Raw genomic sequence first — 22345 nt, forward strand, 5'->3', positions numbered from 1 at the left:
CGCGAGGGAGGCGCCGTCCGCCACGCGGCGGTCGGCGCCTCCTTCCGCGATCCGTCAGATGCCGCTGCGGAGCGCCGTCGCCGGTTCGATCCGCGCGGCGCGGCGGGCCGGATACATCCCGGCCACGAGGCCGATCGCGGTGCCGAGAGCCGGGGCCGCAATCGCCACCCACCCGTCCAACGTGGGCGCCCACTGCTGGGTCGCCGCGATGACGACCACCGCGACGACGCCGAGGGCGGTGCCGGCGAGCCCGCCGATCACGCCGATGATGCCCGTCTCGACCATGAACTGCGACCCGATGTCGCGGGAGGTCGCGCCGAGCGCGCGGCGCAGGCCGATCTCGCCCGTGCGTTCCTTCACGGAGAGGATCGTGACGTTGACGATGCCGAGCGCACCGGCCAGGAGCGAGATGATGCCGAGGAGGAGGAAGGCGACGTTGGTGTCAGAGCGGGCCTGCGCCGCACGTTCCGAGCCGCTGACGACCTGGGGCCGGAAGCTGTCCGGCGCGTTCGGCGACAGCGCGATCGGGACCTGGTGCTCGATCAGCGGGCCGAGCCCGCGCTTCACCCGGAGGTGCAGTTCGTCTCCAACGGGCGCCTCGAAGTCGTGACGTGCGGTGGAGTCCGGGATGAGCACCGCCGACAGCAGATCCGTGCGCTGCTCGGTGCGGTCGAGGATGCCGATGACGGTGTACGCGAGCGTTCCGATGAAGACGGTGGGCTGACCGTCCACACGTGAAACGCCGAGCTCTGCCGCGGCGTCCTTCCCGAGCACGGCCACGCGGTCGGCGCGGCCGCGGTGCCCGGTGTCGAAGGTGCGGCCGGTCGCGATGTGTGCGCCGACCGCATCCAGGAAGCCGGGACTCGCGGAGAACACGATGGGCGGGAGGGTCTGCGCCGCGGACGGGTCGTTCACCGGGACGGTGGTGATGGCGGCGTCGGCAGTGGGCACCTCGGCGATGAGGCCGGCGGCCTCGACCCCGTGGAGGCCCGCCGCCCGGCGGTCGGCATCGGAGGGGAAGGCGGTGACCGGCCGGGATGCGCCCGAACTGTCGCGGGTCTTCTCCGGCTCGACGAGGAAGTGGGTCGCCTGCGTCGGGTCGAGCTGCCGGGCGAGCTCGCCGTTGGTCGTCTGGGCGAGCCCGTAGGTGACCACCAGCGAGCCGATACCGAGGACGGTGCCGACCGTGGTGAGCAGAAGGCGCCCCGGGCGTCCGCCGAGGCTCCTGACTGCCTCCGCCGCGAGATCCTGAGCCGTGAAGCGGTCCGGATCGGCGGGCCGCCGGGGCCTCGCGAAGAGGCGGCGGATGAGGGCGGGCGGCTTCATCGCTCCTCCACCGTGCCGTCCTCCACCGCGCCGTCCTCCACCGCGCCGTCGACGATGCGGATGACGCGGCGCGCGCGCTTCGCGACCGCTGCGTCGTGCGTGATGATGACGACGGCCATCCCGTCGGCGTTCAGCTCCTCGAAGAGGTCCATCACCTGCCCCGAGGTGTTCTGGTCGAGGTTGCCGGTGGGCTCATCGGCGAGCAGGAGCTTGGGGGACGTCATCGTCGCGCGGGCGACGGCGACCCGCTGTCGCTCGCCGCCCGAGAGGGTCAGCGGCGTGTGGTCGACCCGGTGGCCGAGCCCGACGCGCTCGATCGCGTTCCTGGCCAGGTCGACGCGCTCGGCTCGCGCCACGCCGCTGTACAGCGTCGAGAGCAGGACGTTCTCCAGCACCGTCCGTTCGGGGATCAGATGGAACGATTGGAAGACGAAGCCGATGCTGCGTGCGCGCAACCGCGCACGCTCCTCGTCGGCGAGCTCGGTCGTCGGGACCCCGTCGAACCGGTACTCGCCGGTCGTCGGGCGGTCGAGCAGCCCCAGCAGGTTGAGCAGGGTCGACTTGCCCGACCCGCTCGGCCCGACGATGGACGCGTAGCCTCCCTGCTCCACCGCCAGATCGGTCGGGTGCAGCACTTCGACGGCGGGCGGGCCCGGGAAGATCTTGGTGACGGCGTCGAGGCCGATGAGCGCGTCGTTCACCGGCCGACCACCACCCGGTCGCCTGCGGCGATCTTCCCGCTGATCTCGACGAGGCCGTCGGCCGCGAGGCCGGTCTCCACCGTGACCACGCGGGTGGCGTCGCCTTTCGCCACCTCGACCCGGCTCTCGCCTCCCGGCCCCGCCGTGAGGGCGGCGGCCGGCACGACCAGAACCTTCCCCGCCGTCGCCTTCACCGGGATGCTGACGCGCACGTTCTGCCCGCGCAGCTGCTCGACCTGCTTCGGTGTGGGCGAGGTGAGCGCGAGTGCGACCTCCCACGACCGGCCGGACTTCTTCTCCTCGCCCTCCTCGGCCTTCCGCGGCTTCACGTTCGTGACGGTGGCGGCCAGCTCGGAGCCGTCGGGGAGCTCGATGGACGCGGCCAGGCCGCTCTTCAGCAGTTCGGCGTCGGCGGCGGTGGCGCGAGCCGTGATCGCCAGGGTCGCTCCCGACACGGTCATGGCGGCGCCTTCGAGGATCTTCCCGCGGGCGGTGCGCACCTCGTCGACCCGGCGCGGGAGCGTCGGCAGGAATTGGACTTCGTTGGCCGGCAGCGGGGTCAGGGCCTCCTCGTCGGCCTTCGCGAGGTCTTCCTGTGCCGTGGCGAGAGACTTTCGTGCGTCGCTCACCGCCCCGGCCTCCGCGCTGGTGTCCGGCGCGGAGAGGCCGACCGAGAGCTGCGTCTGCGCAAGTCGGAGTGCGTCCTCGGCGCGGGCGATCGCCGAGCCGTCGCCGCCCGCGCGGGCCGTGGCCAGCTCGCGTTCGGCATCCCTCACGGCGTTCTCGAGCTCCACGCGCCTCGCGGCGTCGGCTCCCTTGCTCGCCGCAGCGAGTTCGCGCTGTGCGCTCGCGAGCGCCTTCTCGGCGCCGGCGACCGCTTCCTGCGCGCCCTCGACGGCGGACTTCGCCTCCGCCTTGACGGCCGGCGGGGTGTAGCCGACCCGCTGGTACAGGGCGACGACGGCGTTCGCCGTCGCGGCGTCGTAGACATCGGACCCGCCCGGGTCGATCCCCACCGCGCGGAGCGCGTCCTTCAGCTGGGAGACGTCCGGCCCCTTCTGTCCGGCACGCAGCGTGCGGTAGGCGGGAAGCGCCCCGGGGAGGACGATCACCGGGCGCCCCGCGACCTCCAGCGCCACGCTGAGCGCGTCGAGCGTCGCGCCGACCTCGGGGACCGTTCCCGTCACGACGGCGGGCCCCTCCAGGTCGCCGGCGGCGACTTTCACCTCGACGGCATCGTCGAACGCGGCGTCTCCGCGCAGTTTCACCGTGTTGGAGAGCACCCTCGACTCGACGGGGACGGTGATCGGACCGCCCTTCCCCGGTGTCTCGGCGGCGTCGGCCGACGAGAGCAGGGCGCCGCCGGCGTACCCGGCCGCGAGGCAGACGACGGAGGCGCCGGCCACGAGCCACAACAGCCGATTGCCTCGCAGCACGCGCGACCAGCCGGATGCTGCCGGCGTGCTCTGGCCGTCTGTCCCGGCCGGGGCGGCAGCGGAGTCGTCGCCCGGGATGAGATCGTCGATCCCGACCTCATCGACCGGACGGCGGTCGGCGCGTCGACGGATTCGCATCGTCATTTCTTGTCGCCGTAGGCGTCGACCAGCTCGTCCAGCTCGGCTTTGTGCTCCCGCACGAACTTCTCCTCGAGTTCGAACTGCACGGCGAGCTTCGCGTTCTCGTAGCCCGTCTTCGCGTCGCAACGGAAGTCGGCCAGGGCGACCTTGATCTCCAGGTCGCGGAACTTCTTGATGTCGGCGGCCGACGGCTCGGACGGCTGACCGTCCCCGGTCGCGTCACCCGGGGCGTCGTAGAGGGCACTCATCTTCTCCGACACGTGATTCATGGCATCCGCCTTCGTGTCCATCTCGGAGTACCCGGCGTCGGCCATGCAGTCCGACCAGTTCGCCGCGGCCTTCTTGACGGCGGGCGACTTCTCGACCTTCTCGAAGAGAGCGGAGGCGGAGTCGAGAAGCTTCTTGTACTTCTCGTCCTCCCAGAAGGAGGTCTTCGTCACCGAGCGGTACGCCTCGTTCAGGCACCCCGTGGCGGTCGTGCCGGCTTCGGCCTCGGTGCCGCCGTCGGCCTCGGCGTCGTCGGCCCCGGCCTCCGTCGCCGGGCCGTAGAGCGCTTCGTAGTAGGCGGTCTGCTGGGTGTCGGACAGCGAATCCACGTAGTCCTGGTTGGGGTCGTCCTTCTCGGAATTGAGTCCGCGGGAGAAGCCGTAGCCGTTCTTGGAGACCCAGTCCTCGCTCTTCTCACTGTCCGGGCCGCCGACCGTGATGGTGGACGCCGCGCTGTCGGACGGCTTGTACTCGAACCCCTTGTCCGTCATGCACTGGGCGGCGGCCTTCTGGACCTCGCGCTCCTGCTTGCGGAGCGCATCCTTGTCGTTCACTCCGGCCAGCGGCCCGAGGATCTTGACCAACGGGCTGTCCTTCGCGTCGAGCGAGGACGAGGTTGCGTCGCCGGCGCAGCCGGTCAGCGCTGCGGATGTGACGGCGAGGACGGCGAGCGAGGCGGCGAAGCCGACGCGGCGAATGCGGCGGGGGTGGGTCATGTCTGTCGATTCCTTTGTCTCGGAGGCGGGGTGGCCGGGCGGCCGACCCGCTTCCGTCGATTCCAGCGGAGCGACGCAGTGGCTGTCGTCGCCTCCGTGGATGATAGGACTCATCCCTTGGTACGAGATATGGAAAGGCAGAGTGTACGCGACTCATATTTTAGTCAGGTGAACGAAGTCGACGACGAAGCGACGGCGCCGATCAAGCGGCGGACGGAGGGGCGCGATGAACGCGCGGCCGGTCTAGAACCCGGCGAAGTTCACCGTGACGGTTGAACCCTTCGGCTGCTGGGTGCCCCCGTCGGGAGAGATTTTCGACACCACGGCCAGACCGGGACCGAGATCCGCGAATTTGTTGTAGTCCAGTTTGAATCCGGCGTCCGTGAGCGCCTTCTTGGCTTCCGCCCAGGTCTTGCCCACCACGTCCGGAATGGTGACGGGCTCCGGGCCCTTCGACGTCTCCAGGAGGAGCGTGTCGCCGGGCCGGACGGGCTCGTGCTGCGGCTGGGCGGAGATGACGTCGCCCTCCTTGACCGTGTCGCTGTAGCTCTGCGGGCCCGCGGAGGTGAGGAGCTTGACCTTGCCGAGGATCGCCGAGGCGTCCTCCACCGACTTGCCCGCGACATCGGGGATGGCGCCGACCGACACGACGAGATTCACCGCCGCGGCCTCGAAGTAGTCGCCGCCGCCGGAGATGTCCGCTCCGGTATCGGCACGGGTGGCCGAGATCACGGTGTTCGCCGGAACCTTCGCGTCGAACTGCTCGGCGACCGTACCGACCTTGGCCCCGACGCCGGTGATCGCGCTCTTCGCCGTGTCGAGCGTCGTGCCGGCGAGCGGTGGGATGGTCACCGGTTTCGGCCCCTGCGACACCCGGAGCGTCACCGTGCTTCCGCGTCCGGCCGGGACACCGGCGTGCGGGTCGGTGCTCGACACCTTCCCCGCTGCGACGGTCGTGCTGTACTCCGGAGTCTGAGCGGTCTTGAAGCCGAGCTTCTGCAGCTGCGAGGCCGCGGCGTCCGGCGCCGTGTTCACGACATTCGGGACCGCGACCAGCGAGCCGGGACCCGCGCCGAAGTACCATCCCGTTCCGGCCGCGACGCCCGTGAGCACGAGCACGAGGGCGAACAGCCACCAGCCCTTCGAGCGCCGCTTGGCGGCGGCCGTCGTCAGCGTGGTCGCTGCGGCCGGGGTGTTCGACGCCACCTGCTGGCGGATCGCCGGGTTGATGATCTGGGTGTCGCCCTCGTCGATCTCATACGCGGGAGGCAGGACCATCGTCGGCTGCAGGACCGCTTCGCCCCGGAGCGCCTTCTCGGCCTCCAGCAGCCGGTCGAGCATCTCGCGCGCGTCGCGCGGCCGGCGGTCCGGATCCTTCTCGGTCGCCCAGAGGACGAGCTCGTCGAGTTCCGCGGGAACGGCCGGGTTCTTGCTGCTCGGCGCCGGGACGGCGTCGTTGGCGTGCTGGTAGGCGATCTGCATCGGCTGCTCGCCCTGGAAGGGCTGCTGGCCGGTGAGCATCTCGTACATCATGATGCCGAGCGCGTAGATGTCGCTGCGGGCGTCGGCGACGCCGCGGGTGACCAGCTCGGGGGAGAGGTAGGCGATCGTCCCGAGCAGCGCCTGGCCGGTGGCGGTGTTGGCGCTGGCCGCCCGGGCGAGCCCGAAGTCGCCGATCTTGATGCGGCCGTCGTCGGCCAGCAGGACGTTCTCCGGCTTGAGGTCGCGGTGGACGATGCCCGCCTTGTGCGCGGCCGCCAGCCCGGAGAGCACCGCCTCCATGATGTCGATCGTCTGCTCGGGGGTGAGCTTGCCGTAGTCCTTCAGCAAATCGCGCAGGGTGATGCCGGGCAGGTACTCCATGACCAGGTAGGCCATGTCGGAGTCCTGGCCCTGGTCGAAGACGTTGACGACATTGGGATGCGCCAGCCGCGCGGCGGAGCGCGCCTCCTGCACGAAGCGGCTCTTGAACGTGGAGTCGTCTGCGAGGTGGCCGTGCATGATCTTGATGGCGACCCGGCGCTCCAGGCGCAGATCGGTAGCGAGATAGACCGTCGCCATGCCGCCACGGGCGATCCGCGAGCGCACCTGATACCGGCCGTCGATGAGACGTCCGATCATCGGGTCGGTCTGGCTCGTGGTCACGGATCGAGTCTAGGGAACGAGCCGTGATCGAACCCTGCAAAACACCGGTGGACGCCGTGGCTGTGATCGGGCTGTGACATTCCGGCTCAGCCGAGCTGGGCCAGCCAGGTGCGCGCGGACGTCTCCCACTTGGCGTAGGCGTCGGGGAACGCCGAGATCTGCACGGCCTGCGCCGCCTGGGTGACGCTCATGCCCATCCACCCGGGGATGTCGAGGAGGCCGCGGGTGCGACCCGCGTTGGGATTGCCCGCCCCGCCGTAGAAGGCGAGGGTCGCCCTGGTCGGGTCGAGCACCTGCTCCGGCGTACCCCACCCGGTGCTCGGCCGCTGCTGGAACAGTCCGAGGGAGTCGCGGTCGCCGTAGCGGACATTGCGGAGGCCGGACTCCTGCGCCGCCGCCGCGAGCGCGACGACGATGCCCTGGTCCGGAACGCCCTGCCGGCGGCCGACGGCGATGATGAGCTGCGCGTTCGCGCGCATCTCGTCGGTGAGGGCGACGACCTGCCCGGCGGACGCGGTGGGCAGCGGTGCGGGAGCGGCGACCGGCGCGGGAGCCGCGACCGGCGCGGCCGTGGGCGTGTCGAGCGCCGCTGCGGTCATTCCGGGGATGCGGATCTGCTGCCCGGGGAAGATCAGGCTGGAGCTGCTCAGGCCGTTGGCGGCGAGCACCGCGCGCGTGGTGACGCCGAACCGGCCGGCGATGCCGCTGATGGTGTCGCCGCGCACGACCGAGTACACCGTGGTCGCGGGGGCGGCCGGTGCCGCCGGGGCCGGGGCCGCCGGAGCGGGGGCCGCGACCGCTCCGGCCTGCGCCAGGGCGAGGACCTGGCCGGGGAAGATCAGGCTCTTCCAGCTCAGGCCGTTCATGGCGAGCACAGCGGCGGTGGAGAGCCCGAATCGCGCGGCGATCCCCGAGACCGTGTCGCCCGACTGCACGCGATAGGTGGCGGGGGCGTCGGCGACGGCGGTGCGCGGAGCGGACGTGAAGGAGGAGGCGGCCGGCGTCATGCCGATGGTGCTGCCGAGGGCGGCGCGTTCGAGGGGGCTGACCTCGCCGGTGTCACCCGCGCGATCGGTCGCGCGGTCCTCCCGCGGCGCCGCCTGTGCGGGGGTGACCAGGTTCAGGGTCACGGCGAGCGAACTCGCCACCGCGATCGGGACGGTTCCCAGGATGCCGCGCGACCTGCCGGTGTCTGCCAGAGCCATGTGACCCCCCTCTTCGAGTGACACGTTGCCCATCACGCTGACACAGAAGGAGAAAGGAGTCAACAGGAGTGACGGATGTGAAACCGGTTTACATGATCGTAACAATTACCCCGGCTTCTCGCCGGGCGGTGATCCGTGGCACGCTGGTGGGGTGACCGAGCACGTCCAGACCACCGAGTGGTTGACCGTACCCGACCTCGTCGAGCTGATGGGACTGAGCGTGAGCCGCGTCCGTCGGCTCATCGAGGACCGCCACCTGGGAGCCAAGCGCGTCGACGGCGTGCTCAAGGTGCCCGCGTCCTTCCTGAAGGACGGGCAGCCGCTCAGCGAGCTCCGGGGCACGTTGATCGTCCTGGCGGACGACGGCTTCAGCGACGAGGAGTCCGTCGACTGGCTGCTCGCCGAGGAGGAGAGCCTGGGCACGTCGCCCATCGAGGCTCTGCGCGCCGGCCGCAAGGCCGAGGTGCGCCGCGTGGCCCAAGCGCTGGCCTGAATCGGCCGAGGCCGGCGGCTCGGGCGCTCAGGCGCTCCGACGCGTGACAGCGATCGCGAGGTCGCGGAGCTGGCCTTTGGCGGCTGCCCCGAGCGGCGCAGCATCGAGCGCCTCGATGGCGCGCGCCACGTTCTGGGCGATCATGCGCTCCACCGTATCGACGGCCCCGGACTCGCGGATGGTCAGCTGCATCGTCCGGATCTGCTCCGGCGTCAGCTCGGGGTCGCCGAGCAGCTCGTCCAGTGCGGCCCGCGCGCCGGAGGGGATGGCCTGACGCGTCAGCGCGATCAGGACCGTCCTCTTGCCCTCGCGGAGGTCGTCGCCGCTCGGCTTGCCCGTCACGTCGGCGTCTCCGAAGACGCCGAGCAGGTCGTCGCGCAGCTGGTACGCGATGCCGAGCGGGAGACCGAATGCCCGGAGCGCTTCCAGCTGCCCGACGGTGGCGCCGGCCAGGCTCGCGCCGATCAGCAGCGGGGATTCGATGGAGTACTTGGCCGACTTGTAGACGATGACCCGCTCCGCGCGCTCCAGCTGCTCGGAGTCGGGGCGGCCGGACCAGCCGATCTCCTCGAAGATGTCGAGGTACTGGCCGGCGGTGACGTCCAGCCGCATGCGGTTGAACTCCGCGCGCGTCGCGCGGCGTGCGGGTGCGCTCACCAGCTGCGTCAGGCCCTCGTCGAACAGTTCGTCGCTGAGGATGAGCAGCAGATCGCCCAGGAGAGTGGCGGCGCCGGTGCCGAACATCGCGCCGGAGCCGCCCCATCCCTCGGACGCGTGGAGGTGCTCGAAGCGCTTGTGCGCGGCGGGCTTGCCGCGGCGGGTGTCGGAGTTGTCGATCAGGTCGTCGTGGACGAGCGCGGCGGCGTGGAACAGCTCGAGCGCGCTGGCGACCGAGACGACGGCGTCGAGCGCGCCGCCGGCCGTCACGGCCCCGGTCTCGCCGCCGTCGTCGCCCGCGTCGTCGGCGGTGCGGACGGCCTGCCATCCCCAGAAGCAGAACAGCGCGCGGAAGCGCTTGCCGCCGCTGAGAAATTCCCTTGAGAACGCCGCTACCGGAGAGAGCTCGTCGGCGATGGAGACGAGAATGGAGGCACGCGCATCGAAGAATCCATCGATTCTTGACTGGATGAGGTCGACGAATCGGATGCTTTCAGACACACGCCTAGCCTAGCCAGACACGTGAGGTCTAGAATCGACCTCACTGAAGCCTCGAACCCGCGAGAAAGAGGGGGAATCGGATGCCGCTTTCGGAACATGAGCAGCGCCTCCTCGAAGAGATGGAACGCAGTCTCTATCAGAACGACGCAGATTTCGTCGCGAAGGTCGGGGGCAAGCGGGCACGTCCCGCCTACCGGTCGATCGTCCTCGGCATCCTGCTCGCCGTCGTCGGTGTCGGCGTCCTGATCGCCGGCGTCTACTACCGTCAGCCGATCGTCGGCATCCTGGGCTTCGTCGTGATGTTCGCGGGCGTCCTCGTCTCCATAGCCCCGGGCAAGCGCGTCGCCGTCGAGCCCGGAGCCGCCGAGCCGAAGAAGGCGAAGGCGCGCGGCGGCCAGACGGGCTTCATGGATCGCATGAACGACCGCTGGGACAAGCGCAACGACGGCGGCGAGGGCTAACCCTCCACTCCGCTCCACCCGTTCTTCATCGAAGGGCCGATCGTCTGATCGGCCCTTTTTTCGTGCTCCCGGGACGTCCCTGGCGCTCCACTTTCCTCCACCCCAGAATTCCGCGTGATTTCAGGGCGCGACGTCCCCATTTCGGGGCAATGTGGCCGAAATGGGCGACTTTGTGGATGGAAGTGGAGTAAAGTGGAGTCACACCGCAACCTGGGCCGGGAGAGTGGGGGTGGCAGCCGATGTTCCTCGGTACGCATGCCCCCAAGCTGGACGAGAAGGGGCGCATCATCCTGCCGGCGAAATTCCGGGATGAGCTCGCGTCCGGCCTCGTCCTGACCCGCGGCCAGGAGCACTGCGTCTACGTCTTCTCTCAGCGCGAGTTCGAATCGCTCCACGAGAAGATCCGCCAGGCGCCGGTGACGAGCAAGCAGGCCCGTGACTACCTGCGCGTCTTCCTCTCGGGGGCGAGCGCGGAGGTCCCGGACAAGCAGAACCGGGTGACCATCCCGTCCGCGCTGCGCACGTACGCGGGACTCGATCGCGACCTGGTCGTGATCGGCGCGGGCAGCCGCGCGGAGATCTGGGACGCCCAGGCCTGGGAGAAGTACCTGGCCGAGCAGGAGGCAGCGTTCGCGAGCACGGAGGAGGAGGTGATCCCGGGACTCTTCTGACCCCGCGTCCCTGGCGCCGGACTCCCAGCCATACGCCCTGACACCACTTCCCCGGTGTCAGGTCGGAATGGATGGGGATCCGGATCCAGGGGCAGGCGGCCCGTCCCGAACGACCATGACCGAACCCGACGACACCTCCCGCATCCACACCCCGGTCCTCCTGGAGCGCTGCATCGAACTGCTCGGTCCCGCGCTGACCAGGCCGGGCGCCGTCTTCGTCGACGCGACCCTCGGGATGGGCGGCCACTCCGCCGGCATCCTGGAGCGTTTCCCCGATGTCACGCTGGTCGGACTCGACCGCGACCCCGAGGCGCTGGCGATCGCGGGGGAGCGGCTCGAGCGCTTCGGCGACCGCGTCCACCTCGTCCACACCGTCTACGACGGCATCCGCGAGGCCATCGAGGGGCTCGGATTCGAGGCGGTCGACGGTGTGCTGTTCGACCTCGGCGTCTCCTCCCTCCAGCTCGACCGCGTCGAGCGCGGCTTCTCGTACTCGAAGGACGCACCGCTCGACATGCGGATGGACGGCACGAGCGAGCTCACCGCGGCGACCGTTCTCGCGGAGTACTCCGAGGCCGACCTCCGCCGCATCTTCCGCGACTACGGCGAGGAGAAGCTGGCGGGGCGCTACGCCTCGCGCATCGTGGAGTCGCGCGAGCGCGAGCCGCTGGTGCGCTCCGGTCAGCTGGTCGACCTGATCATCAAGGCGACGCCCGCGGCGCTGCAGCGGCAGGGGCATCCCGCCAAGCGCGTGTTCCAGGCCCTGCGGATCGAGGTCAATCAGGAGCTCGCGGTGCTGCAGCGTGCGATCCCGGCGGCCATCGACTCCCTCGCCGTCGGCGGCCGCATCGTCGTGGAGGCGTATCAGTCGCTCGAGGACCGCATCGTCAAGCGGGAACTCCAGGCGCGGTCCACATCGAGCGCTCCCGCAGGACTTCCCGTCGAGCTGCCCGAGCACCGGCCGGAGCTGAAACTCCTGATCCGCGGCGCCGAGCTGGCCGACGACGACGAGAAGGCCGCCAACCCGAGGGCCACCCCGGTGCGCCTGCGGGCGGCCGAACGGGTGCGACCGGCGAGCGGCGCATCCACCGGCAAGGACGAGACGAGGAGGCGTTCGTGAGCGGCAATCTGGCAGAAGCGGCCCCGGTCACCGGGCGCAGGCGCCCTGCGGCCCTGTGGCGCGGCGGCGCCCTCCCCGCCCCGGTGGAGGAGCAGAAGCGCACCCACCTGGAGGTCGTCCCGACCCGGTCGCAGCGACGCGCTCGTCCCCGGGCCCTGTACGCGGGCATCGCCGTCGCGACGCTGCTCGGCGTCGTCGTGGCGCAGCTCCTCCTCAGCATCGGCCTGTCCCAGGGCGCCTACCAGCTGCAGACCCTGGAGTCGAAGCAGACCGAGCTGCAGCGTTCGTACCAGGCGGTCTCGGAGGACCTCAACCGCGTGGCGTCGCCGCAGAACCTGGCCGCGAACGCGAACGCCCTCGGCATGGTCAGCAACAGCAACCCGGCCTACCTGCGCCTGTCCGACGGGGCGGTGCTCGGCGCGCCGCTCCCGGCCAGCGGGGCGGCGGGGACCGTCACCGGGACGCAGGGCAACCTGGTGCCGAATGCGCTCCTCGCGGGCGTCTCGCTGGTGACGCAGCCGCAGCAGCCGGTGAATCCGTCCACAACGGCGGGGCAGGCTGGGAATTCCACAACTTCGGGTGGGGCTACCGCCTCGGGTGCCACTCCGACCGTACCGTTGCAGGGAGCGTTGCCGACCCCGGTGACGCACTGACGACGGGACGGACGCGGGGCATGGTCAGCAAGAAGATGCTGCGGCGGCGGACCGCCGTGACGGTCCTCGCCGTCGCGGCGACCGTCGGCATCCTGGGCGCCAAGCTGGTCGACATCCAGGTCGTGCGGGCGGATGCCCTGCAGCGGCAGTCGGTGACGGCGAAAGAGGTCTCGACCCCGCTGCTCGGCAACCGCGGCGACATCGTCGACAGCGACGGAACGGTGCTGGCCACCACGATCTACACCTACACGGCGGCGGCCTCCCCGAAGGATGCGATCGCCGGCGGCCGGGACAAGATGGTCGAGGCCGCCGCGAAGATCGGGGCGATCACCGGTCAGGGCGGCGACGCGGTCGTCGCCCTCATCGATGCGGCGCTCAAGGCCGACCCGAAGTCGCAGTACGTACTCATCAAGTCCGGAATGGACGTCGGAACGTTCGACAAGCTCGACAAGCTGCCGTACCCCTGGCTCACCTTCACCAAGAAGCAGGCTCGCAGCTACCCGAACGGCGCGGTCGCCGGCAACCTGCTCGGCTACCTGTCACAGGGCGGCGACGCCGGGCTCGAGGCGAGCGAGAACGGCTGCCTGGCCGGCGAGAACGGCGAGGAGACGTACCAGCGCGGCGCCGACGGGGTGGCCATCCCCGGCAGCACGGTCGTGCAGAAGCCCGCGAAGGACGGCGGCACCCTCAAACTGACCATCGATTCTGATCTGCAGTGGTTCGCCCAGCAGACGCTGGCCCAGCAGGTCGCCGCGACCGGGTCCAAGTTCGGCTTCGTGACGGTGGCCGAAGCGAAGACCGGGAAGATCAAGGCGATCGCGCAGGTGCCGTCGCTCGACCCCAACAACATCGACGCGACCGATCCGTCCTTCTGGCGTCTGCAGCCCCTCACCGACCCGCGGGAGCCCGGCTCCACCTTCAAGGCGCTGACCGCAGCGATGCTGATCGACCAGGGGAAGGCGACGCCGACGTCCCAGGTGCTCGCGCCGTACTCCTGGCAGTCCGGCAACGGGGCCGACCTGCACGACTCGGGGTACCACGCCCCGCTCCGGCTCACGCTGACCGGAGTGCTCATGATGTCGTCCAACACCGGGATGTCGCAGCTGGGCCGCGCACTGAGCGACCAGACGCGGTACGACTATCTGAAGAAATTCGGGATCGGCGACCCGACCGGCCTTCCGTACCCGGACGAGTCCTCGGGCGAACTCCACCCCGTGAAGGACTGGGACGACCAGACCAAGTACGCGACGATGTTCGGTCAGGGCGTCTCGGCCACGCAGCTGCAGATGGTCGGCGCGTACCAGGCGCTCGCCAACGGCGGCACCCGCATCCCGCTGTCGCTGGTCGAAGGCTGCCAGCACCCGGACGGCTCGGTGACGGACATCCCGAACACCAAGCCGACGCCGGTCGTGTCCGCGCAGGCGGCCTCGACGACGCTCGGGATGATGGAGTCCGTCGTCACCGACGGCGAGCTCAAGAAGCAGCTCCAGATCCCCGGCTACCGCATCGCCGCGAAGACCGGAACGGCCCAGCAGCCGGACGGCAAGGGCGGGTACCTGCCCTCGTACTACGTGTCCGTGATGGGCGTCGCGCCGGTCGACGATCCCCAGTACGTCGTTTCGGTCAACCTCGGGTTCCCGACTACCATTACTTCGTCGGCAGCCGCCGCTCCGCTGTTCCACACGATCATGAGTCAGGTGCTGAAGACCTACCGGGTGAAGCCTTCGACGTCCAGCCCGGCGGACTATCCGCCCTACTACTAGACAGCACAACGGAAAGTGAGCCACGTGACAGGACCGGCGCCCTCTTCTCTGCGCCCCGAGCATCCCGTCGCCCGCCCGCTCGCCCAGCTGGTAGCGGAGTTCGGGCTGGAGTGCCGCGGCGACCTCGACGGGGTCGAGGTGACCGGCGCGGCTCTCGCGAGCTCCGCCGTCGAGCCCGGCGACCTCTACGTCGGCGTGCCCGGCCGCAACTCCCACGGCGCGTCCTATGCGACCGCCGCGGCGGACGCGGGTGCCGTCGCCGTGCTCACCGACGAGGAGGGTGCGGCCCTCGCCGCGGAGTCCGGCCTCCCGGTCATCGTCACGCCTGAGCCGCGCGCCGCACTGGGCGCCGTCTCGGCGTGGATCTACCGCACCGACGAGAACTCCGCGACGCTGTTCGGCGTCACCGGCACCAACGGCAAGACCAGCGTCGTGTACCTGCTCAACGCCATCCTCGGTCAGCTGGGCGTCGTCTCCGGCCTCAGTTCGACCGCCGAGCGCCGCATCGGCGAGACGGCCATCACGAGCAAGCTGACCACTCCCGAGGCGAGCGAGCTCCACGCGCTCCTCGCCCGCATGCGCGAGGAGGGCGTCCGCGCCGTCGCCATCGAGGTGTCCGCGCAGGCGCTCACCCGCCACCGTGTCGACGGGATCGTGTTCGACGTCGTCGGCTTCACCAACCTCAGCCACGACCACCTCGACGACTACGACGCGATGGAGGACTACTTCGCGGCGAAGCTCGAGCTCTTCCAGCCGGACCGCGCCCGCCGCGGCGTCGTCACGGTCGACTCCGACTGGGGTCGTGCCCTGGTCGAGCAGTCGCGCATCCCCGTCGCGACACTGTCCAGCTCGCCCGGCTCCGACTCCGAGTGGCTGCTGACGGTGCTCGAGGAGACGCTCACCCGCACATCCTTCGCGCTGGAGGGTCCCGACGGCCGGCGGCTCGAGACGAGCATCCCGCTGCTCGGTGCGTACAACGCGGCCAACGCCGCGCTCGCCATCGTCATGCTGGTCGAGTCGGGATACGACCTCGACGCGATCGGAGCGGCCCTCGCGCGCGACGGCGGCATCGACGCCTACATCCCCGGCCGCGCCGAGCGGCTCTCGGGCGACCGCGGCCCTGTGGTGTTCATCGACTACGGCCACAGCCCCGACGCCTTCCTCTCGACCCTGAACGCGCTGCGCAAGGTGACGGACGGTCGCATCATCATGGTGTTCGGCGCCGACGGGGACCGCGACACCACGAAGCGCACCGACATGGGGGCCATCGCCGCTCGCGGCTCGGACGCCGTGGTGATCACCGACTTCCACCCGCGCTGGGAGGATCCCGCGAGCATCCGCGCCGCCCTGCTCGATGGAGCGCGCGGCGCCGTCCCGGACCTCGAGCTGTACGAGGTCCCCGACCCGCGAGCCGCGTTCCGCACCGCGCTGTCCCTGGCGGGCGAGGGCGACGTCGTGCTGTATGCCGGCCCCGGCCACGAGGACTACCAGGAGGTCGCGGGTCAGCGTCTGCCGTATTCGGCCCGCGACGACGTCCGCCTCGCGCTGCGAGAGGCGGGGTGGCTGTAGATGATCGCTCTCACCCTGGCCGAGATCGCCGAGGCGACCCGCGGCACGCTGCTGCTCGACGGCACCCACGTCTCGCCGGAGACCGCGGTCTCCGGGCCCTCCACGACGGATTCGCGCGAGGTCGTCCCCGGCGGCATCTTCTTCGCCAAGCCCGGCGAGGTGACCGACGGCCACCTGTTCGCCCCGCAGGCGGTGGAAGCGGGTGCCGCTCTCGTCGTGGTCGACCACCCGCTCCAGCTGCCGGTCCCTCAGCTTCTGGTCGACGACACCGTGGTGGCCCTCGGCGACCTCGCCACCGAGGTCATCGCCCGCGTGCGTGCCCTCGGACGGCTCAAGATCGTCGGGATCACCGGATCGAACGGCAAGACCACCACCAAGAACCTCCTCCGGGCCGTGCTCGAGCAGGTCGGTCCGACGATCGCTCCGCGCGCCTCCTTCAACAACGAGGTCGGCGCGCCCGTGACCATGCTGCAGGTGACGGAGGAGACGCAGTTCCTCGTCGCCGAGATGGGGGCGAGCGGCATCGGCGAGATCGCGCGCCTGGTGCGCATGGCGCGGCCGGATGTCGGTATCGTCCTCAAGGTCGGCCTCGCGCACGCGGGCGAGTTCGGCGGCATCGAGAAGACCCTGCAGGCCAAGACCGAGATGGTCACCGACCTGCTGGAGTCGGACGTCGCCGTGCTCAACATCGACGACCCGCGCGTGGCGACGATGGCGGACAAGACCGCCGCCCGCGTGCTCTGGTTCGGGCTGGACGAGCGCGCCGACGTGCGCGCGACCGATGTGGTGTCCGACCGCCGCGGCACGTCCTTCACCCTGCACCTCCCGTCGCGCGACGGCGGAGACGGCCCCGGCTCGGAGCCGCAGTCGCGTCCCGTGCGGTTCCAGGTGCTCGGCGAGCACCACGTCATGAACGCCCTGGCCGCTGCGGCCTCCGCGTACGTCCTCGACGTCGACATCGACACGATCGTGTCGGCCCTCCAGACCGTCAAGACGGCGGAGCGCTGGCGGATGGAGGTCATGGGCGGCGCCGAGGTGACCGTCATCAACGACGCGTACAACGCGAGCCCGGACTCCATGTCGGCCGCGCTGAAGACCCTGGCGCAGATCGCCGAGCCGGACGGCCGCACCATCGCCGTGCTGGGCGAGATGAGCGAGCTGGGGGAGTTCTCGGGCGAGGAGCACGACCGGATCGGCCTGCTGGCGGTCCGGCTCGGCATCGATCAGCTCGTGATCGTCGGCCCCTCCGCGCGCCGGATGCACATCTCGGCGATCAACGAGGGCTCCTGGGATGGCGAATCCCTCTACTTCGACACGCAGGACGCCGCATTCGACCACCTCAGCGGTGCTCTGCTCCCGGGTGACACGGTGCTGGTGAAGTCCTCCAACTCGGCCGGGCTGCGCTTCCTGGGCGACCGACTGGGAGAATCGTTCTCGTGAGAGCCCTGCTGACCTCCGGTGCGCTGTCGATGGCGTTCACGCTCTTCCTGACCCCGCTCTTCATCCGGCTGTTCCGCCGGCTGCAGTGGGGACAGTTCATCCGCGACGACGGACCGCAGAGTCACCACGCCAAGCGGGGCACGGCCACGATGGGCGGCATCGTCGTCATCCTCGGAACGCTGTTCGGCTACTTCACGGCGCTCCTGCTGACCGGAGACGAGACGAGCGTATCGGCGCTCCTCGTGCTGTTCCTCATGGTGGGACTGGGCGTCGTCGGCTTCATCGACGACTTCCTCAAGACCCGGCGCGAGCGGAGCCTCGGGCTGACCGGCTGGGCCAAGGTCGCCGGGCAGGTCATCGTGGCGACCGTGTGGGCCTTCCTCGCCATCCGCTTCCCGAATGGCAACGGCTACACCCCGGCGACGATGACCGTGTCCTTCATCCGCGATCTCCCGGCGATCGACTTCGGTTCGATCACCAAGTTCGGCGTCATCGGGGTGCTCGTCGGCTACGGCCTCTACCTGATCTGGATCAACTTCCTGGTCGCCGCGACCTCGAACGGCGTCAACGTCACGGACGGCCTCGACGGGCTCGCGTCCGGTGCGTCCATCCTGGCGATCGGCGCATACATCATCATCGGCTTCTGGCAGTCGATCCAGTCGTGCGCGAACGCGAAGCTGAGCGTCGAGAACGTGGCGAAGTGCTACGACGTGCGCGATCCCTTCGACCTCGCGATCGTCGCTACGGCGATCGTCGGCGCTGTCGTCGGGTTCCTCTGGTGGAACACATCGCCCGCGCAGATCTTCCTCGGCGACACCGGCTCGCTGGCGCTCGGCGGCGCGGTCGCCGCCCTCGCCATCCTGAGCCGCACCGAGCTGCTGCTCGTCCTCATCGGCGGCATCTTCGTCATCGAGGCCGGGTCGGTGATCGTGCAGCGCGCGTACTTCAAACTGACGCACGGCAGACGCATCTTCCTGATGAGCCCCATCCATCATCACTTCGAGCTGAAGGGATGGGCGGAGGTGACGGTCGTCGTCCGGTTCTGGATCATCGGCGGCCTGCTCGTCGCCGCCGGCGTCGGTTCGTTCTACCTGGAGTGGCTGGCCACATGACGGCCTCGAACGACGCCCTCGCGGAGCGCCTCGCTGCGCTGACCAGCTGGCATCACGACTGGAGCGGCCTGCGGGTCGCGGTGTACGGTCTCGGCGTCACCGGGTTCTCGGTGGCCGACACGCTCGCAGAGCTGGGCGCCCAGGTGCTGGTCGTCGCCGCGAAGGCCGACGACGAGCGGCGGATGCTGCTGGAGGTCATCGGCGCCGAGTTGATCGAGGAGCCGGATCTTGCGACCCCGCCGGACCGCCTCGTCGCGTTCGACCCGGAGCTGGTCATCGCGTCGCCGGGCTTCCACTGGGACCACCCGCTGCTGGTCTGGGCCGAGCAGCGCGGCACCGCCGTCTGGGGCGACATCGAACTCGCCTGGCGGCTGCGCGACAAGGTCGCGCGGCCGGACGGCCGCCCGGGCCCGGCCGACTGGATCTGCGTCACCGGAACGAACGGCAAGACGACCACCGTGCAGCTGACCGCGACGATGATCCTCGCCGGCGGCAACCGCGTCGCTCCGTGCGGCAACATCGGCGTGCCCGTGCTCGACGCCATCCGCGACCCGGAGGGCTACGACGTGCTCGTGGTCGAGCTCTCCAGCTACCAGTTGCACTGGGTCAACCGCAATGCGGGCGGTGAGCTGTCACCGTTCTCGGCGGCCTGCCTGAACATCGCCGACGACCATCTCGACTGGCACGGCTCTCTCGAGGCGTACATCGCCGCCAAGGCCAAGGTCTACGACAACACCCGCGTCGCCTGCGTCTACAACAAGGCCGACGAGAACACCCTGCGCATGGTCGAGGAGGCGGAGGTCGTCGAGGGCGCGCGCGCCATCGGCTTCGGTCTCGGCGTCCCCGGCCCGAGCGACTTCGGGATCGTGGACGGCATCCTCTGCGACCGCGCCTTCCTCGACGACCGCGCGAACGCGGCGCTCGAGCTCACCACCCTCGACGAGCTGCAGGAGGCCGGCCTCTCCGCGCCGCACGTGGTCGCGAACATCCTCGCCGCCAGCGCCCTCGCCCGGTCGTACGGCGTGCCTCCCCAGGTCATCCGCGATGTGCTCACGGCCTTCCGGCTGGACGCGCACCGCATCGAGCTGGTCCGCGTCCAGGGCGGGGTCAACTGGGTGGACGACTCGAAGGCCACCAACCCGCACGCCGCCGATGCGTCTCTGCGTGCCTACCCGTCCGTGGTGTGGCTGGTCGGCGGCCTCCTGAAGGGCGTCGACGTGGATGCGCTGGTCGCCCGGCACGTCGGCCGGCTCCGCGGCGCCGTCGTGATCGGCGTCGACCGCGCGGAGCTCGTCGCCGCATTCCGGCGACACGCGCCGGACCTTCCCGTGCTGGAGGTCGACGCCGACGAGACTGATGAGGTCATGCCGACGGCGGTCCGACTGGCCGGTGGTCTCGCTCGCGAGGGGGACACCGTGCTGCTCGCTCCGGCGGCGGCGTCGATGGACCAGTTCGCCGACTATGCAGAACGAGGCCGCCGCTTCCAGTCGGCCGTGAACGAGTACGTGGGAGGTGAGGCGGATGACGAGTCCGCCCCGCGTCCCGACCCGCGGCAGGACTGAGCGCCCGGGCCCGGCGGTCCCTCCGCCCGAGTCGCGTTCCGGTGCCGCCGCCCGCATCGGTGCGCTGACGACGCGCATCCAGCTGGGCCGGGGGATGACCTCCGAGTCGGCGAACTACTTCCTGCTGCTCGGGATCACCCTGTTCATGGTCGTGTTCGGCCTGGTGATGGTGCTGTCCTCCTCGTCGGTGGAGGCCCACAACGACGACGACAACTTCTTCTCCCGGTTCTGGTCGCAGGGCGCGTACACGCTGGTCGGCCTGCCGTTGATGTTCCTGGTCTCGCGGATCCCGCGCGCGTTCTGGAGGAAGACGATCTGGTTCTTCCTCGGCGCCGCATGCTTCCTCCAGCTGCTCGTGCTGCTCACGCCGCTGGGCGTCGAGATCGGAGGCAACCGCAACTGGCTGCGCATCGGCTCGGTGACCGCCCAGCCGTCGGAGGCCATCAAGCTCGCGCTCGTGGTGTGGCTGGGGGTCGTCCTCGCCCGTAAGCGCGACGTGCTCGACCAGTGGAAGCACGTCGCCGTGCCCGTCGTCCCGATCGCGGGAGGCGCTGTCGCTCTCGTGCTGCTCGGCGGCGACCTGGGGACGACCATGATCCTGGCGGCGCTCATCCTCGGCGCCCTGTACTTCGCGGGCGTTCGGATCCGGTACCTGGCCACCGGCGTCGTCGCCGTCGGGGCGTTGGCGATCGTCGTCGCCCTGTCGAGCGCCAGCCGCGTCGGCCGCATCGCCGCCTACTTCGGCGGGACGAGCGTGGCCAACCCGGACGTCGACTGGCAGATCAAGAACGGCTTCTACGCGCTCGCCTCCGGCGGCGTCTTCGGTGTCGGGCTGGGCAACTCGCACTCGAAGTGGTCGTGGCTGCCCGCAGCGGACACTGACTTCATCTTCGCGATCATCGGCGAGGAGCTCGGACTCATCGGCGCGGTCCTCGTGCTCCTGCTCTTCGTGATGCTGGCGGTCGTCTTCCTGCGCATCATCCACGCATCCACCGATCCGTTCGCGCGCGTGACGACGGCGGCCATCATGGTGTGGCTGATCGGCCAGGCGTTCGTCAACATCGCCGTGGTCCTGGGGGTGATCCCGGTGCTGGGCGTACCGCTCCCACTGATCTCTGCGGGTGGGACTGCGATGATCAGTTCCATGATCGCCATCGGAATCGTGCTGTCGTTCGCGCGGCAGTCGCACCGTGACTCCCTGTCGGCCTCCGAGACCGGTTCGGCGGGCCGCGGGGCATGACGCGGTACCTTCTCGCCGGCGGGGGCACCGCCGGCCACGTGAACCCCCTGCTCGCCGTCGCCGACCGGCTGCGTCGTGACCAGCCGGATGCGGAGGTGCTGGTGCTCGGGACGAAGGAGGGGCTCGAGGCCCGTCTGGTCCCGCAGCGCGGCTACGAGCTGGCGACCATCCCGAAGCTCCCGTTCCCGCGCCGCCCGAATGCGGCAGCCCTGCGCTTCCCCGGCGAGTACCGGCGCAGCATCTCGACGGTCCGTGCGCTGATCCGCGACCGCGGGATCGACGCGGTCGTCGGCTTCGGCGGCTACGCCGCCGCTCCCGCGTACTCGGCGGCCCGCCGCGAGGGCGTCCCGCTCGTGCTGCACGAGGCGAACGCGCGGCCGGGACTCGCGAACCGGCTCGGCGCCCGCTACACCCCGTGGGTCGGCGTGGCGTTCGAGGGCACCCCGCTGCCGCATCCCACGTTCGTCGGCATGCCGCTGCGCGTGGAGATCGAACAGCTGGATGCCGCCGCCGCGCGCCCGCAGGCCGCCGCCGAGTTCGGGCTCGACCCGGACCGGCCGACCCTGCTCGTCACGGGCGGCTCCCTCGGCGCACGCCGGATCAACCAGACCGTCATCGCGCGGGCCGGCGAACTGACGGCCGCGGGCTGGCAGGTGCTGCACATCCAGGGCGGCAAGGGCGAGCTGACCGACCCGGGCGTCGAGCACTACCGGCTGCTCGACTACTGCGACCGCATGGATCTCGCCTTCGCGCTCACCGATGTCGCCGTCGCCCGGGCGGGCGCCGCCACCGTGTGCGAGTTCGCCGCGCTCGGCATCCCGGCGGTGTACGTGCCATTCCCGATCGGCAACGGCGAGCAGCGGTTCAACGCCGCGGGCGTCGTCGAGGCCGGCGGCGGCGTGCTGGTCGACGACGCCGCGTTCACCCCGGACTGGGTGGACGGCACCCTGCTCCCGTTGCTGGCGGATCGCGGGCGTGTGGCCGAGATGGCGCGCCGGGCCGCCTCCGTCGGCGTCCGCGACGGATCCGACCGCATGGTCGCGCTCATCCGCTCGGCGCTCTGACCCTCACCGCTCTGACGCATCCCGCCGCCCCGTCGGAGTGGCTGGGGCCGATCCGCAGGGTCGCCGCGTAGCCTCATACTGGATGGAGTCCCTCTCGCGTAA

At 70.4% G+C, this 22345-nt stretch carries 19 protein-coding genes; 12 read left to right on the top strand and 7 right to left on the bottom strand.

Annotated features, from left to right (window positions below):
• Window positions 1–54: 54 nt before the first annotated feature.
• From BLW09_RS06460 to BLW09_RS06485, 6 genes are all read right to left on the bottom strand, one after another.
• A complete protein-coding gene (locus BLW09_RS06460) occupies window positions 55–1326 on the bottom strand; it encodes an ABC transporter permease (RefSeq protein WP_089910019.1) in 1272 nt (423 codons plus the stop codon).
• Window positions 1323–2027 carry an ABC transporter ATP-binding protein gene (locus BLW09_RS06465; protein ID WP_089910021.1) on the bottom strand — a complete coding sequence of 235 codons (705 nt, stop codon included), beginning with the start codon at window positions 2025–2027 and terminating at the stop codon, window positions 1323–1325. Before BLW09_RS06465 ends, BLW09_RS06460 begins: the two co-directional genes overlap by 4 nt.
• The gene (locus BLW09_RS06470) at window positions 2024–3601 is read right to left on the bottom strand and encodes a hypothetical protein (protein ID WP_231947103.1); all 1578 of its coding nucleotides are present in this window, start codon (window positions 3599–3601) and stop codon (window positions 2024–2026) included. Before BLW09_RS06470 ends, BLW09_RS06465 begins: the two co-directional genes overlap by 4 nt.
• Window positions 3602–3603: 2 nt before the next feature.
• On the bottom strand, window positions 3604–4587 hold the full coding sequence (locus tag BLW09_RS06475; protein WP_089910024.1) for a hypothetical protein: 984 nt from the start codon (window positions 4585–4587) through the stop codon (window positions 3604–3606).
• A gap of 243 nt (window positions 4588–4830) precedes the next feature.
• Window positions 4831–6732: a Stk1 family PASTA domain-containing Ser/Thr kinase gene (gene pknB / locus BLW09_RS06480; RefSeq protein WP_089910027.1), complete on the bottom strand. Its 1902-nt coding sequence runs from the start codon at window positions 6730–6732 to the stop codon at window positions 4831–4833.
• Window positions 6733–6818: 86 nt separating this feature from the next.
• Complete coding sequence (locus BLW09_RS06485; protein ID WP_089910029.1) at window positions 6819–7937, bottom strand: LysM peptidoglycan-binding domain-containing protein; 1119 nt, start codon at window positions 7935–7937, stop codon at window positions 6819–6821.
• A gap of 151 nt (window positions 7938–8088) precedes the next feature.
• Between BLW09_RS06485 and BLW09_RS06490 the strand changes: the two genes are divergently transcribed.
• Window positions 8089–8430: an Rv2175c family DNA-binding protein gene (locus BLW09_RS06490; RefSeq protein WP_089910031.1), complete on the top strand. Its 342-nt coding sequence runs from the start codon at window positions 8089–8091 to the stop codon at window positions 8428–8430.
• Window positions 8431–8457: 27 nt separating this feature from the next.
• On the opposite strand, the gene BLW09_RS06495 is transcribed toward BLW09_RS06490, so the two are convergent.
• Entirely contained in the window at window positions 8458–9588 is a 1131-nt protein-coding gene (locus BLW09_RS06495) for a polyprenyl synthetase family protein (protein WP_089910033.1), read from the bottom strand.
• A gap of 80 nt (window positions 9589–9668) precedes the next feature.
• Here BLW09_RS06495 and BLW09_RS06500 point away from each other — a divergent pair, with 80 nt between their 5' ends.
• From BLW09_RS06500 to BLW09_RS06550, 11 genes are all read left to right on the top strand, one after another.
• Window positions 9669–10049: a DUF3040 domain-containing protein gene (locus tag BLW09_RS06500; RefSeq protein WP_089910035.1), complete on the top strand. Its 381-nt coding sequence runs from the start codon at window positions 9669–9671 to the stop codon at window positions 10047–10049.
• 239 nt (window positions 10050–10288) lie between these two features.
• Window positions 10289–10720 (top strand): division/cell wall cluster transcriptional repressor MraZ, encoded by a 432-nt coding sequence (mraZ, locus tag BLW09_RS06505; RefSeq protein ID WP_089910037.1) that lies wholly within the window; start codon window positions 10289–10291, stop codon window positions 10718–10720.
• Between the two features lie 115 nt (window positions 10721–10835).
• Window positions 10836–11840 carry a 16S rRNA (cytosine(1402)-N(4))-methyltransferase RsmH gene (gene rsmH, locus BLW09_RS06510; RefSeq protein WP_089910039.1) on the top strand — a complete coding sequence of 335 codons (1005 nt, stop codon included), beginning with the start codon at window positions 10836–10838 and terminating at the stop codon, window positions 11838–11840.
• The gene (locus BLW09_RS06515; protein WP_089910042.1) at window positions 11837–12493 is read left to right on the top strand and encodes a hypothetical protein; all 657 of its coding nucleotides are present in this window, start codon (window positions 11837–11839) and stop codon (window positions 12491–12493) included. Before rsmH ends, BLW09_RS06515 begins: the two co-directional genes overlap by 4 nt.
• Before the next feature lie 20 nt (window positions 12494–12513).
• The gene (locus BLW09_RS06520; RefSeq protein ID WP_089910045.1) at window positions 12514–14256 is read left to right on the top strand and encodes a peptidoglycan D,D-transpeptidase FtsI family protein; all 1743 of its coding nucleotides are present in this window, start codon (window positions 12514–12516) and stop codon (window positions 14254–14256) included.
• Window positions 14257–14280: 24 nt separating this feature from the next.
• Window positions 14281–15825 carry a Mur ligase family protein gene (locus tag BLW09_RS06525; protein ID WP_089910048.1) on the top strand — a complete coding sequence of 515 codons (1545 nt, stop codon included), beginning with the start codon at window positions 14281–14283 and terminating at the stop codon, window positions 15823–15825.
• Window positions 15826–17265, top strand: coding sequence for a UDP-N-acetylmuramoyl-tripeptide--D-alanyl-D-alanine ligase (locus BLW09_RS06530; RefSeq protein ID WP_089910051.1), 1440 nt, complete (start codon window positions 15826–15828; stop codon window positions 17263–17265).
• A complete protein-coding gene (gene mraY, locus BLW09_RS06535; RefSeq protein ID WP_089910054.1) occupies window positions 17262–18377 on the top strand; it encodes a phospho-N-acetylmuramoyl-pentapeptide-transferase in 1116 nt (371 codons plus the stop codon). Before BLW09_RS06530 ends, mraY begins: the two co-directional genes overlap by 4 nt.
• Window positions 18374–19939, top strand: a complete 1566-nt coding sequence (gene murD, locus BLW09_RS06540) for a UDP-N-acetylmuramoyl-L-alanine--D-glutamate ligase (protein ID WP_089910057.1) — start codon at window positions 18374–18376, stop codon at window positions 19937–19939. The genes mraY and murD overlap by 4 nt, the downstream gene beginning before the upstream one ends.
• Entirely contained in the window at window positions 19899–21179 is a 1281-nt protein-coding gene (gene ftsW, locus BLW09_RS06545) for a putative lipid II flippase FtsW (protein WP_089910060.1), read from the top strand. Before murD ends, ftsW begins: the two co-directional genes overlap by 41 nt.
• On the top strand, window positions 21176–22243 hold the full coding sequence (locus BLW09_RS06550) for a UDP-N-acetylglucosamine--N-acetylmuramyl-(pentapeptide) pyrophosphoryl-undecaprenol N-acetylglucosamine transferase (protein WP_089910063.1): 1068 nt from the start codon (window positions 21176–21178) through the stop codon (window positions 22241–22243). Before ftsW ends, BLW09_RS06550 begins: the two co-directional genes overlap by 4 nt.
• The last annotated feature ends 102 nt before the right edge of the window (window positions 22244–22345 follow it).

The organism is Leifsonia sp. 21MFCrub1.1, from assembly GCF_900107895.1.
GTDB lineage: Bacteria > Actinomycetota > Actinomycetes > Actinomycetales > Microbacteriaceae > Leifsonia > Leifsonia soli.